Source organism: Paenibacillus nitricinens, assembly GCF_052056485.1.
GTDB lineage: Bacteria > Bacillota > Bacilli > Paenibacillales > Paenibacillaceae > Paenibacillus_AQ > Paenibacillus_AQ nitricinens.
Window position 1 is genome coordinate 3,430,053 of record NZ_CP183948.1, and the last position, 15,173, is coordinate 3,445,225.

A 15,173-nucleotide genomic window follows, 5' to 3' on the forward strand; every position below is an offset into this window, starting at 1 on the left:
ATTAGTAAATAATAAAATTAGTAAATTAGTAAATTGGAGTGAAGCAATGAAAATATCAAAAACGTTAAAGCATAATCCTATAGCCATGTTGGAGAGTTTGAGAAAATAAAAAAAACAGAAAAGGATTTGGGGTATTACTATGTTTTCTAATCGTTATGTTCGAACAATTATCCTCTCCCGTGTGTTGTTGCAGCTCGGAATATGGATACGGAATTATGCCGTCCTTCTTTATGTTTCTGAATTGACAAATAACAATCCAGTAGATGTATCTTTAATATCGGTAGCTGAATTTGCACCGATCTTTATATTTGGCCTGATTGGTGGGACCTTTGCCGACAGATGGCGGCCGAAGAGAACCATGGTATGGAGCGATTTGTTATCTGGCCTGTCCGTTGGGGTGGTGCTGATTGCGGTCATGAATGGCGGATGGGTTGCGCTTCTTGTCGGATCTTTTGTATCTGCCAGCTTATCTCAATTTTCTCAGCCTTCGGCGATGAAGCTGTACAAAAGACATGTGCCAGCTGAACAGCTGCAGGGCGTCATGGCGATGTCCCAAACCCTTGTCGCTGTCTTTACGGTTTTGGGACCCGTTATTGGTACATTTATTTTTATTAAGTTTGGAATTAACGTATCTCTGATCCTGACAGCCGTTATGTTTCTGGGCTCTTCGCTTATATTGTCTTCCCTTCCTCGGGATGAAGAAGAATCGAGGTCAGGTAAAGCCAGCGGCTTCATCAAAGAGTTAACGACTGGCTTACGCTACATCGGGTCGAGTAAACCCTTAAGAACACTTAGTTTAACTTTCTCGGCGGTGGGATTGGCATCAGGACTAACTCAGCCGCTTCAGATTTTTCTTGTCATTGAGAATTTAGGTAAGGACAAACAATTTCTTCAGTGGCTTGTGATGGCTAGTGGGGCAGCCATGTTAGTAGGCGGAGCTGTAATAATCGGGATAGCCAAAAAAGTAAAGCCACAGCTATTGCTTTTGATAGGCTTACTTGTCAATGCCGTCTGTACGGTTGGAATGGGTGCTTCCAAGCAAGTTTGGCTGACGATTATTTTCTTGGTGATCAGTGGTTTGTTTTACCCTTGCATTCAAGGGGGGATTCAGACACTTCTTGTGCGAAATACCGAAGGGGCCTTTATTGGCCGAGTTTCAGGAGCAATCATGCCTATTTTTATGGGGATGATGGTGGTTGGCATGTTCATTTCCGGCTACCTCAAGGATACGTTCTCCTTGATGGGCGTATTTATGGCGAGTGGTGTATTTGTGATTATCGGTGCGCTTTTTCTGCTTCCTATTGTGGTTAAGAAACGAAGTAAAGTGGAGCTGGACTCGCTGGGAAATTGAAATTCCAACTACAATTACCATGAATTAAATATCTACGATAAGGAGAGAAAAATATGGATATGAATAAACGCAAAGAGCTGATCGAGGAGTATAAACAAATTAAGATTTATATGGGTGTTGCTCAAATCAAAAACCAAATCAACGGCAAAATATTTATCGACAGCTATCCTAATTTGAAAAACAAATGGCTTACCCTGCAAATGCAGTTGGATTCAGGGAGATTTGCAAATGCACAGCTCCAGAAGGAGTGGAACGAATTCGGTGCGGATGCGTTCACCTATGAGGTAATAGAACAGAAGGACATAGATAAGGTAACTGATATTCGCTGGGAACGGAAGAAAATCTTAAAGCCATGGTTAGAGAAATTACAGCCTTACGGAGACAGAGGGTATAACAAACCGCGAATTGACTAACGATGAGATCCAAGATAAAATGAAACCGTCGTTTAGTAAATTAGTAAAATAGTAACTGGAAGGAAGAAAAAAATATGAAAATACCTACAACTTTAAAACATAAGCCTGTTGTCGTGTCGGAGAATTATGAGAAGGTTGACGGCCGAATGGCTGGAAACACAGATGCGAAAGGTCTTTCCTTGGGATTGGCGCAGTGGAATGATAGAGGAAAGGTCGATATTTCGGCTAAGGTATGGAGATATACTGGAGAAAAATGGTCCAGACAATCTGAGGAACTGCCTCTTCATCGCGTGCTAGATTTGTCCATTCTAATTTGCCGGTCGTTGGAACATTTCCGCGAAGCATATCGATATGAGAATTTATATGACCCGGAGCAGCCCGTCATCGACAGAGTTGGCCTGCAAGGGGATGCTATGACTGTAGCGGTATGTACAGATAATGAGCGAATTAATGAAGATATTAAGCTGTTTAATCAAGCTCTTAGCGATGATGATGAAATGATCGGTGAGCGTCTGAGCACATTATCCAAAATATTAAAGGATATGGGATATTAATTAGTAAAGTGGTAGTCAATCGAGGCAAAGAAGCCTTCGTGACTGCCACTTTTTTTATATAGTTTTAAACAATTCCGGCCCCCGTCCAGGAGTATATCTATGGGTAAGTATTTTGTAACACTTAAATGAGCAGCATCAGTTCCAAAAGCATTTTTAGTACATCTCTTTGCCATTAAGGAAGTATTCGTATAAGGGTACGTAATTTATATTCTGTTCGGAGTCCTAAAAAATTGCGTTGCTCAATAAGGGATTGTGCGGATAATTCAATTATAATTATTTTTACTATCCAGTTTATCAATACCATCTTGTAAAATATACATGAATTGATCGTATTTGGAAATAAAGATTAAGAAATTTACTCGTGTGAAAAACCCTTTGAGTATGAGCAACGAGATATTTTATAGGAGTTGAAGTATAGGTGACGTATGAAAAACCGGAATTGACCATAAGTGAAATTGAAAATGTATTAGGAAATCATCTTGGACCCGGTGCGGTTGAGATTACACCGCTGTCTGGTGGCAACATAAGCAAAGTGTTTTCTTTCAACCACGAAGGAAAGGGCTATGTTGTGAAATTCAGTGATCGATCATGGAACGAATGGAAGGACGCAACCTAACCGATTGCACTTCAGAGGAACAAACCCTTCAGTTGCCTGAAATTATCGACATTTTGACAAGAATGGCTGCAGCGGATATTGGGTCAACTAACGGCTATGGGTGGAACGCTGTTGACGGCAACGGGACCTATGCATCTTGGAAGGACTTCGTCGTTGCCGTAAATGCGGAGGATCAAACAGGGACGTATTGGGAAAACTGGCATGATCTCTTCCACACCTCTTGCTTGGAGTGAGAGGTGGATGGAACGAAGCTTATCAGAACACACGGCAATTTCTTTTAAACCTGAACGCTTAACACTGTAGGTATCTAGGAAAAAAATCTATTAGTACATACATGAAACCCTGAACAAAGCCAATCGTGATTCTAAGAATAATAAAAGATTGAGAGCACCTGTTGGTTTAAATGGGGGCTTTTTTTTATTTATGGAGCCAAAGCGGATGCATGCACTAAAGCTTCAGACTTACAATCTGTAATATTTGCACCTGAACTTGTCATTAATCCACTATCTAGAGCTTCGTCCAACTTGATAAAATGTAAGCGCAATCATAAAACTATCGATTGGAGGAGTACGGCATGAAAAAGATTGGTGCAGGTTTTATATTCTTATTTGTGATGTGTGTAGCAATATCCACTACTGCGTTCGCTAAACAGCCTTATTCATCCTACTGGTTTCCAGAGCAGTTGCTTCAGTGGAGTCCTGCATCCGACCCGGATGCGGCATTCAACCGAAGTACAATTCCGCTGCAAGACCGCTTTGTGACAGATGGAGTCAATGCTCATGCGACAAAAGCGCCGAAAGTTATGGCTTTATCAGCACTGAACTCAGGAACAAGTGGTGTGCCATCACAGGGATCAGACAAATTTGGAGCTAATACGTTTACTTATTGGCAATATGTTGACAAGCTGGTCTATTGGGGCGGATCTGCCGGTGAAGGAATCATCGTACCGCCAAGTGCCGATACAATCGACGCAGCACATAAGAATGGCGTACCGATCGTCGGAACGGTGTTCTTCCCGCCAACTGTTTATGGAGGGAAATTTGAATGGGTGAAGCAAATGCTTCAGCAGAATAGCGACGGTTCCTTTCCTGCCGCAGATAAGCTGATCCAGGTTGCGAAGTATTACGGATTTGACGGTTGGTTTATTAACCAGGAGACAGAGGGTGGAACACCAGCTGATGCCCAGAAAATGAAAGCTTTCCTAAGTTATCTAGAATCGCATAAATCTGCATCTATGCAAATCGTATGGTACGACTCCATGACCAAGGAGGGCAGTATCAGTTGGCAAAATGCGCTAAATGATAAGAATGCAATGTTCTTGCAAGACGATAATAAGAAAATAACAGACAATATGTTCCTGAACTTCTGGTGGAAAGATCTTAAAAGCTCAGCAGATAAGGCCAAAAGTTTAGATAGAAGTCCGTATGACCTGTATGCAGGGATAGATGTTGAAGCCAAGGGCTACGATACGAATGTGAACTGGAATCTGCTGTTCCCGGTTGGTCAGCCTGCCGTCACTTCCCTTGGTATCTACCGTCCAGACTGGACTTTCAACAGTGCAGAAAGCATGGAGGATTTCTTCACACGCGAGAATAAATTCTGGGTGGGGCCAAACGGGAATCCGGGTAACACCGTGAGTGATCAGGCCTGGAAAGGAATCGCGGACAATGTGGTAGAATCATCCCCTGTAAATAAACTACCTTTCATCACCAACTTCAATACAGGAAGCGGGCAGAAATATTATGTCCGAGGGCAGCAGGTACGAGATAAGGGATGGAATAACCGGAGCCTGCAGGATATATTGCCAACATGGCGCTGGATCGCAGACAGCAAAGGAACTTCACTTACTCCGGAGCTTGATTGGTCCGATGCGTATTACGGCGGCAGTTCGCTGAAGGTTTCAGGTGATCTGAGCCATAACAATGCAACACATCTAAAGCTCTACAAGACAGACCTTAAAATCGAAGCAAGCACAAAGCTATCGGTTACTTATAAAACGCTGAACAAGCCTAGCCTGAAGGTAGGTCTTGCTTTTGCAGACCAACCAGACCAATTTATCTTTCTAAACGTGAAGGATAAGACAGCGCCAGGCTGGACTACTGAAACTTTGAATTTGACCCCATACAAAGGGAAACGAATCGTAGCATTGTCACTATATTTTGATACCAAGGATACGATTAATAATTATAGCATTCAAATTGGCCAGCTCTCCATCCAAAATGCCAACGACCCGGTTAAAACGCTACCGGCGGTTCACGATCTGAAGGTTACTCAATCCGATTTTCGCGATGGAATTTATGGAGATGCTAGATTGGAGTGGAAGCCACTTGATCAGCAGGTGAAGCAATACGAAATCTATAGAGTACTGCCAGATGGCAGTGAGGTATTATTGGGTGCGACATCAAATCATGTGTTTTACGTTCCTGAGATGAGAAGAATAGACAAAGAAACACTTACAGCATTGAAGGTCGTTGCAATCAATGGAAGATACGAGCAAGGTCAGGCCTCCAGCGTGAAGATCAGCTGGCCAGCTTATCCGAAGCCGATTGCAGAGTTCAAAGCTGATCGAACCTTGGTAGCTCCAGGTGAGAGCGTAAACTTCACCGACCTGTCGACCGAAGTGACAGAAGAATGGTCATGGAGCTTCGAAAGCGGTAGCCCAGCTGTCAGCACATCGAAGAACCCGGTTGTAACGTTCAATCAGGAGGGTGTATATAACGTATCACTAACAGCAACCAACAGCTCGGGCCAAGACACAATTATGAAAAAGGCGCTCATTACAGTGAGTAAGGAAGCTGGTGCGGTGAAGAATTTAGCACTTGGAAAACCTGCAACAGCCGATCATGCATGCGGAGACAAGGAAGGCGCACCAAACGCAGTTGACGGTAAAGTGACGGATAATAGCAAATGGTGTGCACTTGGGAATCTGCCTCATTGGCTACAAGTCGATCTAGGAGCCGAGCATCAAATCAGCACTTTTATCGTCAAGCATGCTGAGAGTGGTGGAGAATGGTCCGGGTTTAATACAAGCGACTATACCATTCAGGTGAGTAACGACGGAACGAACTGGACGGATGTTGTAAACGTACAAGGAAACTCGGCAGCTGAGTCGACAGACGCGATTGCTTTGGTGAAAGCTCGCTATGTAAAATTAATAACTCTTAAGCCCACCCAAGGAGCCGATACAGCAGCACGAATTTATGAGTTTGAAGTCTACGGGTTGTAGTTGGATTCGAACCATGGCTTTTGAATAACAAATAATAGCGGGAGACACAAAAAAGAACCTGAATAGTATTCAGGTTCTTTTATATTGCATATAAAAAGACACGATGATATAATCGGATCACAACTATAAAAAATATAAAGACATAAATAACGCATCTTATATTCATAATATACCATGCAGCTAAACTCTTGTCAAATTTTTTCTCATTTTAATGGTTAGGAGAGATATTGTATGCGTTCAATGATTCTTGGTTTTCGGGAAATAGATACAACACAGCTTTTGCTCGTGGGCGGAAAAGGGTTGAATTTAGGGCGATTATCAACTATCGAAGGAATAAAAGTACCTGAAGGATTTTGTGTTACAACAGTGGGCTACCAAAAAGCCATCGAAAAGAACGAAAAGTATCATACTTTATTAGATCAACTATCCATGTTAAACGTAAACGATCGAGAGCAAATTGGTGAAATCAGTAGGAAGATTCGACAACTCCTTATGGAAGTAGAAATTCCTTCCGATGTTGTGACAGCAGTTACTCACTATCTCTCCCAACTTGGTGAAGAACAGGCTTATGCAGTACGTTCTAGTGCAACTGCTGAAGATTTACCACATGCCTCTTTTGCTGGTCAACAGGACACCTATTTAAATATCATCGGAAGAGAAGCAATCATGCAGCACATAAGCAAATGTTGGGCATCTCTATTTACGGATCGCGCGGTAATCTACCGTATGCAAAATGGATTTAACCACAGACAGGTATATTTATCTGTTATCGTGCAAAAGATGGTTTTCCCTCAGGCTTCAGGGATTTTATTCACAGCGGATCCGATGACTTCTAATCGAAAGGTGCTATCTATTAATGCCAGTTTTGGGCTCGGCGAAGCTCTGGTCTCTGGCTTGGTATCTGCCGATTGCTATAAAGTACAAGAAGAGGAAATCGTCGATATGATGATAGCAACCAAAAATTTGGCTATCTATGGATTAAAAGAAGGTGGAACAGAGACCCTGAAAATCGATCTCGATCAGCAAAAGGCTCAAACCCTTACCGAACAACAAATTTTACAACTGGCACGCATAGGTAGAGAAATCGAAGCTTATTTTGGTTGTCCACAAGATATCGAATGGTGTTTGGAGCGTGATACTTTTTATATTGTTCAGAGTCGGCCAATCACTACTTTATTTCCGATCCCTGAAGTGAATGATCAAGCAAATCACGTTTACGTATCTGTCGGTCATCAACAAATGATGACGGATCCCATGAAACCACTAGGATTGTCTTTTTACCTGTTAATCACTCCTGCACCCATGCGAAAAGCCGGTGGAAGGTTGTTTGTTGATGTTACACATATGCTGGCTTCGCCTGTCAGCAGAGAAAATTTCATAAATACCCTTGGGAAATCCGATCCGCTTATAAAAGACGCATTTATGACCCTAATAGAACGAGAATATATAAAATCGTTACCAGATGATAGAAAAGAACGGAATCCCGGTAATAGCAGTAAAGATAGTTCATCAGAAGGTTTTCAAGCACTAATCGAAAATGATCCGGCAATCGTTTCTGATTTGATTAAGAACAGTCAAACATCGATAGAAGAATTAAGACAAAACATCCGAACGAAATCAGGGACAGATCTATTTGATTTTATTCTTGAAGATCTCCAGGAATTAAAGAAGTTCTTATCTGACCCACAAAGTACAAAGGTTTTTATGACTGCTATGAACGCTTCGTCATGGATCAATGAAAAAATGTACGAGTGGTTAGGTGAAAAAAACGCAGCAGACACGCTTTCTCAGTCTGTACCAAACAACATTACCTCGGAAATGGGTCTGGCGCTTTTGGATGTTGCAGATGTAATTCGTCCTTACCCGGAAATAATTAATTATTTACAACATGTAAAAGATGATAATTTTTTGGATGAACTGATTAAGTTTGATAGTGGACAGGCAACTCAAGACGCAATTTATGCTTATCTCAACAAATTCGGAATGCGATGTGCCGGTGAAATCGATATTTCGAGGACGCGTTGGAGTGAAAAACCGATTACACTTGTACCTATGATTCTCAGTAATATCAAAAACTTTGGGCCTAATGCTGGCAAACGGAAATTTGAGCAAGGCCGACGAGAAGCTTTAGAAAAAGAACAAGAGTTATTAGATCGATTAAAGCAATTACCGGATGGTGAACTTAAAGCTGAAGAGACAAAACGAGTTATCAGTTTAATCAGGAATTATATCGGTTACCGTGAATATCCAAAATACGGCATGATTAACCGCTACTTCATTTATAAGCAAGCTTTACTGAAAGAAGCCGAACAACTCGTACAAACTAGCGTTATTCATGAAAAAGAAGATATATTCTATCTCACTTTTGAAGAACTTCACGAAGTCGTACGTACAAATAAACTGGATGATCAGATCATCAGTAGACGAAAAGACGATTACATTTTTTTTGAAAAACTTACTCCGCCACGTGTAATCACATCTGATGGTGAGATTATTACAGGTAAATACAAACAAGAAAATCTGCCAGACAAAGCAATAATAGGTCTCCCTGTTTCTACCGGAGTTATAGAGGGACGAGCACGTGTCATCTTAAACATGGAAGAGGCAGATCTGGAAGATGGCGATATATTAGTTACCGCCTTTACTGACCCAGGCTGGACTTCATTGTTTGTATCTATTAAAGGCCTGGTCACCGAAGTTGGCGGACTGATGACCCATGGAGCCGTTATCGCTCGTGAATATGGCTTGCCAGCAGTTGTCGGAGTGGAAAATGCCACCAAGTTGATAAAAGACGGGCAACAAATTCGTGTGAATGGAACAGAAGGGTATATCGAAATATTGTAGAGGTATTTAAAAATAAAAATAATTATCGATGTTCTCTTTCGCTGATCTGAAATTCGGTTTAATGTAGGAAAAGAAAGTAAATAATATGAGGATATGGACAATCTCCAGAAACTAAGTCAACTTGTATTTGAAAAGGGAGTTCAATTTATATTCCTTGACGGGAATATTCGTAATGAGGTATATTTAACAAGCAATAAATTATCCCGACTAAGGAGAGTATAAATTATGATTAATAAAATCGGACAAATTATGTTATATGTAAATAACCAAGAGGAATCCAAAGAATTCTGGACAGAAAAGCTAGGGTTTGAGGTGATTTTGGACGAAACAAATGGCCCTATGAGATTTATCGAGCTTGCTCCGAAAGGTGCAGCGACTAGCATTGTTCTTCATAATAAAGAGTTGGTTGCCCAAATGAATCCTGAAATGAATCTCGGAACACCTTCTTTAATGTTCTTTTCGGATAATTTTGATCAATTGAATCGAGAGTTGAAGGACAAGAATGTTACGGTTGGAGATATTGTAGAAATTCCCGGTGGAAGAGTATTCAATTTCGCAGATGGTGAAAATAACTACTTTGCTGTAATGGAAAAAGGACAATAAAATAGAGTGAAACATGCAATAAGGCTGTAGCTAAATAAGCTACTTAAGCAGCTAATCAAAATGATTAGCTGCTTTTTCATTACCCTAATAATCGTTATAAACTTCAAAATCTTACTTGTTAAGTAAAGAATATCATGTTATTCTGCAAAAAGAGGAGATGATCAGATGTTTGAAAAGGGGTCGTTCCAACCTGTTCAATCCACTAAGTTAGTGGACGATGTTGTTAATCAAATACAACAAAAAATTTCAACAGGAACAATCCTGCCAGGAGACAAATTACCTCCAGAACCTGAATTAATGAAATTATTTAATGTAGGGCGATCAACGATAAGAGAAGCAGTGCGTGTGTTAGTTCATGCTGGTCTCTTAGAGAAAAAACAGGGTTTTGGAACCTACTTAAAATCCAGTCCTATTATTCAAGAACCACTTACCCATCGTTTACATCGTGCAGAATTGATTGAGGTCTTCGAAGCTCGAAAAATGATTGAATTAGAAATCGCAAGATTAGCAGCTCTACGTCATGATGACACTGACTTATTCAACATGCGAAAACATTTAGATACAAGAGATATGGCTCTAAAGCAGAATGATCGTGAACTGTATGCCAAATCGGATATAGAATTCCACATGGCTGTAGCAATGGCATGTAAAAACGCTGTAATCATTGACTTATATAGAACGTTTACTCATATTTTGTCAGATGCAATGAGCAAATTAAACCGTAATTATAGTTCTCATGATCCTCAATCCGATTACCATGAACAAGTGTATGAATCTATTAAAAATGGCGATCCAGATCAAGCAGTACAATCGACCCTCAAAATTTTAAATGGAACTCTTTCTGAGCTTTAAGTTCAATATAGACATTCATGTAGAGGAGGAATTTGGGCATGATTATATCACTCAAAAATGTATCATGGCAACGTGATAAAACAATGATCTTACGCGATATGAATTGGGAAGTGAAACAAGGGCAACACTGGTGTATCGTCGGACTAAACGGTTCAGGCAAGACGACGATGCTGAACGTAGTGAACGGCTATATATGGCCGACGACTGGGCAAGTCGAAGTGCTAGACCACCGCTTTGGCGATGTGGATCTTAGAGAGTTACGGAAACGAATCGGTTGGGTCAGCACCTCGCTGCAACAGAAGCTATACGGCCACCAGACTGCACTGACTATCGTCCTCAGCGGAAAATTCGCAACTATCGGTTTATACGACAAGACGAATGAAGAGGATCAAAAGCAAGCCGAGGAGTTGATGGAATTTCTAGACTGCTTTTCCTTAGCTGCTCGTACATACGATACCTTGTCGCAAGGTCAGCGTCAGAAAGTCCTCATTGCACGCGCACTTATGGCCAATCCAGATCTATTAATTCTTGATGAGCCTTGCACAGGACTCGATATTTTTGCCCGGGAACAGCTGTTGCAAATGATTGAGAAGATTACGAAGCAACCCAGCGGACCAACTTTGCTGTATGTAACGCATCATATCGAGGAGATAACACCATGCTTTACGCATACTTTATTGGTGAAGAACGGAGAAATCTACAAAGGGGATGAGACAGACAATTGCTTGCAGTCAGATGTGTTGAGCGATTTCTTTGATACCCCCGTTGAAGTTCAGGAGCATCACAATCGCAAGTGGCTTACACTTGCCGGTGATAAGTAGGATACACTGCCTGATCATCTTATACGGTAACAAAAGCTGCCTAGCAAATGCTAGGCAGCTTTTGTTACCTTGGATGTTAGAAGCTACTTCTCACTTCGTATAGAATTACTATATTGTTTGGGACTCATTCCTATCTTTTTCTTAAATATTTGGTGAAAAAATTTAAGGTCAGCATATCCAACTGCAGAGGCAATTTCACTTACACTTCTATGACCTCCCGAAAGCATACGACACGCAGCATCCATTCGAATACTTTGCATATAATCTGTAAAGTTCATTCCAGTCTGATGCTGAAAAAGGCGGCTGAATTGCCGTTCACTAAGGTTCGCTTTATTAGCAAGATCGCCAAGTTTAAGCCCATTGGCATAGTTATAAGTTATAAATGCAATCGCTTCATCTACTGCCATCCATTGCGGCTTAGCCCCTGCTGGCGCAACATTCTGCAACCGATGTCTAAACAAGCCTGTTAATATTTGTACGACTAGAGCATCGAGGACAGCTAGATATCCTGGCGGTTTCGCTGAGAATTCACGAAACAGTTCACGGAACATAATATGGTATGCGCCATTGACATCTTTCATAGAGAACCATTGCAATTGCATGTCTGTGAAAAATTCACAAATATCTGTGGTGTGAGGAAAGGTAGCCTGAAGTTCTGATAAATACTTTACTGGAAATAAACAGTTATAAACGATGAGCGGGCGGGTTTTCATCGAGGTCTTAGGTCGAAATACATGACTGCGCCCAATAGGTATATAAAATAACGTACCGTGCTCGACAGGAACAACCTCATCGTCAATATAGTGAACCCCTGCTCCTTCACTGATATAAGTAATTTCGATAAACTCATGGGAATGCGCATTCAATTCGAACGTTTCATAAGCCCTGTTCACATAAATTGGCACACCAGGCTCGAAAAAGCTATCTCCAGACATGACAAAAGTGCTGCGTCTGATACTCATAATCGTGGCCCCTTTCAAATTGCTAAGGCTAGACATATCGTACGAAACTAATGAATGAATGTCTAGATCCACCTATAAAAATGTCTGAAATACCCCCAATTCTATTCTCTCTCAACTCATACAATAGAAATAGCTGCCGTATGAATATGGGAGGTAAATACAAATGTCCAATTTTGAAGTTTCAAATCTAAAAGTGAACTATAGAAAGAATCCGTTGGGAATTGATGATTTATACCCGCGGCTTAGTTGGTGGATCATTACAGAAATAAGGGGATTTATCCAATCTGCCTTTCAAGTTCAAGTCGCAAATGATCACAAATTCTTTTCAGAAATCATATGGGATTCAGAAAAGGCAGAGTCGGATAGCAATGTGCATATTGAATACGAAGGTCCCGCCTTACAGTCACGCACACGGTATTACTTTAGGGTTCGAGCTTGGGACAATCAAGGGATGGTTTCGGAATGGAGTGAACCTGCGTATTGGGAAACGGCATTGTTATCGGTAGATGAGTGGCAGGCAAAATGGATAGCAGCACCTCCGAGTCAACAAGAGAATGGGGCAGATCCTTGCGACTATATTCGTACGGAATTTTCAATCCCTGATAATGTTGTATCAGCGCGTGTGTATGCAACGTCTCTTGGGATGTACCGCCTATATATAAATGGTATACCAGCAGATAATACGTTATTTAACCCTGGTTGGACCAGTTATAATAAACGGCTTCAGTATCAGACCTATGACGTGACTTCTTTGGTTGCTGCTGGTAATAACGCTCTTGGTTGCATAGTGGGAAACGGGTGGTATAAAGGATATTTAGCTTGGGAAGGGAAGAAAGACATCTTTGGTGAAGATCGTGCTGTGCTTATCCAGCTACACATCACCTTATCCGATGGTTCTGAACAAATCATTATATCGGATGACAACTGGCGTACTTCTACAGGTCCACTTTTGATGTCGGAGTTGTATCATGGCGAAACGTATGATGCGAGGCTCGAGGTAGAAGGTTGGTCTTCTCCCGGTTATGAAGATGTAAAGTGGGAAAGGACTATTCTCAAGGACCATCCAGACACTTCATTGATTGCTCAGGAAAACGAACCGACCAGGATTATAGAAACCATCAAGCCTATCGCAGTCATTACTACACCTAAAGGCGAACACGTGCTGGATATGGGACAAAATATGGTTGGATGGGTAAGATTTACGGTTCATGCAGAGGCTGGAACGATAATCACTTTAGAACATGCTGAGGTGTTGGACCTCGAAGGGAACTTCTACACCGGAAATTTACGATCTGCAAAGCAGACTGTTACTTATATATGCCATGGCGGGGAGGTAGAAACGTTTGAACCGTATTTATCCTTCCAAGGATTCCGTTATGTAAAAGTGACTGGCATACCGCTAGATCAATTATTGGAACAATTCATCGGCTGCGTCATCCATACGGACTTGGAGCAAACGGGTAATTTCAACTGTTCAGATGAACTCTTGAATCAGCTTCAGCACAACATCTTATGGGGACAAAAGGGGAATTTTCTAGATATCCCGACAGATTGCCCTCAACGGGACGAAAGATTGGGATGGACGGGGGATGCTCAAGTCTTTATTCGCACATCTGCCTTCAACATGAATGTCGTCCCGTTCTTTGAAAAGTGGCTAAAGGATTTGGCCGCGGATCAAGAAGAGAACGGAAGAGTTCCTCATGTTATTCCTGATGTGCCAGCGGCAGGATATGGCTCTGCTGCTTGGGGAGACGCCGCAGTAATTTGTCCTTGGACGCTTTATCAATGTTATGGAGACAGCCGTGTGTTGAAAACGCAATATCCCAGTATGAAAGCATGGGTCGAGTATATTCGGGTGCAAGGTGAAGACGAAAATCTATGGAATACAGGTTTTCACTTCGGAGATTGGTTAGGTCTGGATGCAAAAGAAAACAGCTACGTCGGAGCAACACCCAAAGAGTTGATCGCTACCGCGTTCTATGCTTATTCAACGGAATTGCTAGCTAAGACAGCGGCTGTCATTGGAAAACCCCAAGATGCCTTAAAATATGAAGCATTGCATGAGAAGATTGTTCTGGCATTTCGTCAAGAGTTCGTAACACCAAATGGTCGGGTAGCCTCACCGACACAAACTGCGTATACAATTGCCCTTATGTTTGACTTATTAGAGGAAAAGGATCGTCATCGAACGGCCAAGATGCTAGCCGACCACATCGAAGAAAATGGAGTGCACCTAACGACCGGCTTTGTGGGCACTCCCTATTTGTGTCTAGTCCTCTCTAGATTCGGTTATACGGATGTAGCCTATCAATTGGTACTGCAGAAAGAGTATCCTTCCTGGTTATATTCTGTAATCCAAGGGGCGACAACCATTTGGGAACATTGGGATGGAATAAAACAGGACGGTTCGTTCTGGAGCGATGATATGAACTCCTATAACCATTATGCTTACGGCGCTATTGGAGATTGGCTCTATCGCACTGCCGGTGGCATCGAACTATTAGAACCAGGCTATAAAAAAATACGGATCCAGCCGCAGATCGGGGAACATTTGACGTGGGTTGATGCTTCGCTTGAATCTGTCTATGGAACGATCAAGGTAACTTGGAAAAAACAGAACGAAGATTCAGTAGAAATGCATGTGCTGATTCCATCCAATACAACAGCTGAGATTATTATTCCAACGATGAAGCAGGACAGTATTTTGGAGTCTGGGACACCAATAGAACAAGTCATAAGTCTATCCAGAGTGGAACAAATTTCAGAAGGGCAAAAACTAATGGTTGGATCCGGGGATTATCACTTTACGTTTTCTATTAGTTAAAGTTTGTATATGGAAGAGGATTAGTCTTGATTCTTCTTCATTAGCTGATACTGAAGATTTCTATATCATTGGGGGTTAGTTGACATTTAGTCTAATTAGACTAATAA

Annotated in this window: 12 protein-coding genes; 11 read left to right on the forward strand and 1 reads right to left on the reverse strand. The window is 41.6% G+C overall.

What is annotated here, in order from left to right; all coding sequences use genetic code 11:
• Positions 1-139: 139 nt before the first annotated feature.
• The 10 genes from ACN6KS_RS15115 (at position 140) to ACN6KS_RS15160 (ending at position 11,280) form a co-directional block, all read left to right on the forward strand.
• Positions 140-1,351, forward strand: a complete 1,212-nt coding sequence (locus ACN6KS_RS15115; protein WP_440959946.1) for an MFS transporter — start codon at positions 140-142, stop codon at positions 1,349-1,351.
• Positions 1,352-1,404: 53 nt separating this feature from the next.
• Positions 1,405-1,764, forward strand: coding sequence for a GIY-YIG nuclease family protein (locus ACN6KS_RS15120; protein ID WP_094875012.1), 360 nt, complete (start codon positions 1,405-1,407; stop codon positions 1,762-1,764).
• 74 nt (positions 1,765-1,838) lie between these two features.
• Positions 1,839-2,318 carry a DUF6530 family protein gene (locus ACN6KS_RS15125; protein WP_042188373.1) on the forward strand — a complete coding sequence of 160 codons (480 nt, stop codon included), beginning with the start codon at positions 1,839-1,841 and terminating at the stop codon, positions 2,316-2,318.
• Positions 2,319-2,736: 418 nt separating this feature from the next.
• Positions 2,737-2,934, forward strand: coding sequence for a hypothetical protein (locus ACN6KS_RS15130; RefSeq protein WP_280786233.1), 198 nt, complete (start codon positions 2,737-2,739; stop codon positions 2,932-2,934).
• Entirely contained in the window at positions 2,907-3,167 is a 261-nt protein-coding gene (locus ACN6KS_RS15135) for a hypothetical protein (protein ID WP_440959947.1), read from the forward strand. The genes ACN6KS_RS15130 and ACN6KS_RS15135 overlap by 28 nt, the downstream gene beginning before the upstream one ends.
• Before the next feature lie 341 nt (positions 3,168-3,508).
• Positions 3,509-6,160, forward strand: a complete 2,652-nt coding sequence (locus ACN6KS_RS15140) for an endo-beta-N-acetylglucosaminidase (protein WP_440959948.1) — start codon at positions 3,509-3,511, stop codon at positions 6,158-6,160.
• Between the two features lie 231 nt (positions 6,161-6,391).
• Complete coding sequence (gene ppsA / locus ACN6KS_RS15145) at positions 6,392-9,004, forward strand: phosphoenolpyruvate synthase (protein ID WP_440959949.1); 2,613 nt, start codon at positions 6,392-6,394, stop codon at positions 9,002-9,004.
• Positions 9,005-9,229: 225 nt separating this feature from the next.
• The gene (locus ACN6KS_RS15150; protein WP_094868992.1) at positions 9,230-9,607 is read left to right on the forward strand and encodes a VOC family protein; all 378 of its coding nucleotides are present in this window, start codon (positions 9,230-9,232) and stop codon (positions 9,605-9,607) included.
• Positions 9,608-9,772: 165 nt separating this feature from the next.
• Positions 9,773-10,459, forward strand: coding sequence for a FadR/GntR family transcriptional regulator (locus ACN6KS_RS15155; protein WP_094868991.1), 687 nt, complete (start codon positions 9,773-9,775; stop codon positions 10,457-10,459).
• 38 nt (positions 10,460-10,497) lie between these two features.
• Positions 10,498-11,280, forward strand: coding sequence for an ABC transporter ATP-binding protein (locus ACN6KS_RS15160; RefSeq protein ID WP_094868990.1), 783 nt, complete (start codon positions 10,498-10,500; stop codon positions 11,278-11,280).
• A gap of 83 nt (positions 11,281-11,363) precedes the next feature.
• On the opposite strand, the gene ACN6KS_RS15165 is transcribed toward ACN6KS_RS15160, so the two are convergent.
• Positions 11,364-12,242, reverse strand: a complete 879-nt coding sequence (locus ACN6KS_RS15165) for an AraC family transcriptional regulator (protein ID WP_094868989.1) — start codon at positions 12,240-12,242, stop codon at positions 11,364-11,366.
• A 163-nt stretch (positions 12,243-12,405) separates the two neighbouring features.
• Between ACN6KS_RS15165 and ACN6KS_RS15170 the strand changes: the two genes are divergently transcribed.
• On the forward strand, positions 12,406-15,066 hold the full coding sequence (locus ACN6KS_RS15170) for a family 78 glycoside hydrolase catalytic domain (RefSeq protein WP_440959950.1): 2,661 nt from the start codon (positions 12,406-12,408) through the stop codon (positions 15,064-15,066).
• Positions 15,067-15,173 lie beyond the last annotated feature (107 nt).

What these genes read in the sequence shown, in the direction of transcription:
- ACN6KS_RS15120 (WP_094875012.1), top strand. Translation starts at nt 1,405, where the DNA reads ATGGATATGAATAAACGCAAAGAGCTGATCGAGGAGTATAAACAAATT.
- ACN6KS_RS15150 (WP_094868992.1), top strand. Translation starts at nt 9,230, where the DNA reads ATGATTAATAAAATCGGACAAATTATGTTATATGTAAATAACCAAGAG.
- ACN6KS_RS15140 (WP_440959948.1), top strand. Translation starts at nt 3,509, where the DNA reads ATGAAAAAGATTGGTGCAGGTTTTATATTCTTATTTGTGATGTGTGTA.
- ppsA (WP_440959949.1), top strand. Translation starts at nt 6,392, where the DNA reads ATGCGTTCAATGATTCTTGGTTTTCGGGAAATAGATACAACACAGCTT.
- ACN6KS_RS15170 (WP_440959950.1), top strand. Translation starts at nt 12,406, where the DNA reads ATGTCCAATTTTGAAGTTTCAAATCTAAAAGTGAACTATAGAAAGAAT.
- ACN6KS_RS15125 (WP_042188373.1), top strand. Translation starts at nt 1,839, where the DNA reads ATGAAAATACCTACAACTTTAAAACATAAGCCTGTTGTCGTGTCGGAG.
- ACN6KS_RS15115 (WP_440959946.1), top strand. Translation starts at nt 140, where the DNA reads ATGTTTTCTAATCGTTATGTTCGAACAATTATCCTCTCCCGTGTGTTG.
- ACN6KS_RS15135 (WP_440959947.1), top strand. Translation starts at nt 2,907, where the DNA reads ATGGAACGAATGGAAGGACGCAACCTAACCGATTGCACTTCAGAGGAA.
- ACN6KS_RS15165 (WP_094868989.1), bottom strand. Translation starts at nt 12,242, where the DNA reads ATGAGTATCAGACGCAGCACTTTTGTCATGTCTGGAGATAGCTTTTTC.
- ACN6KS_RS15160 (WP_094868990.1), top strand. Translation starts at nt 10,498, where the DNA reads ATGATTATATCACTCAAAAATGTATCATGGCAACGTGATAAAACAATG.
- ACN6KS_RS15155 (WP_094868991.1), top strand. Translation starts at nt 9,773, where the DNA reads ATGTTTGAAAAGGGGTCGTTCCAACCTGTTCAATCCACTAAGTTAGTG.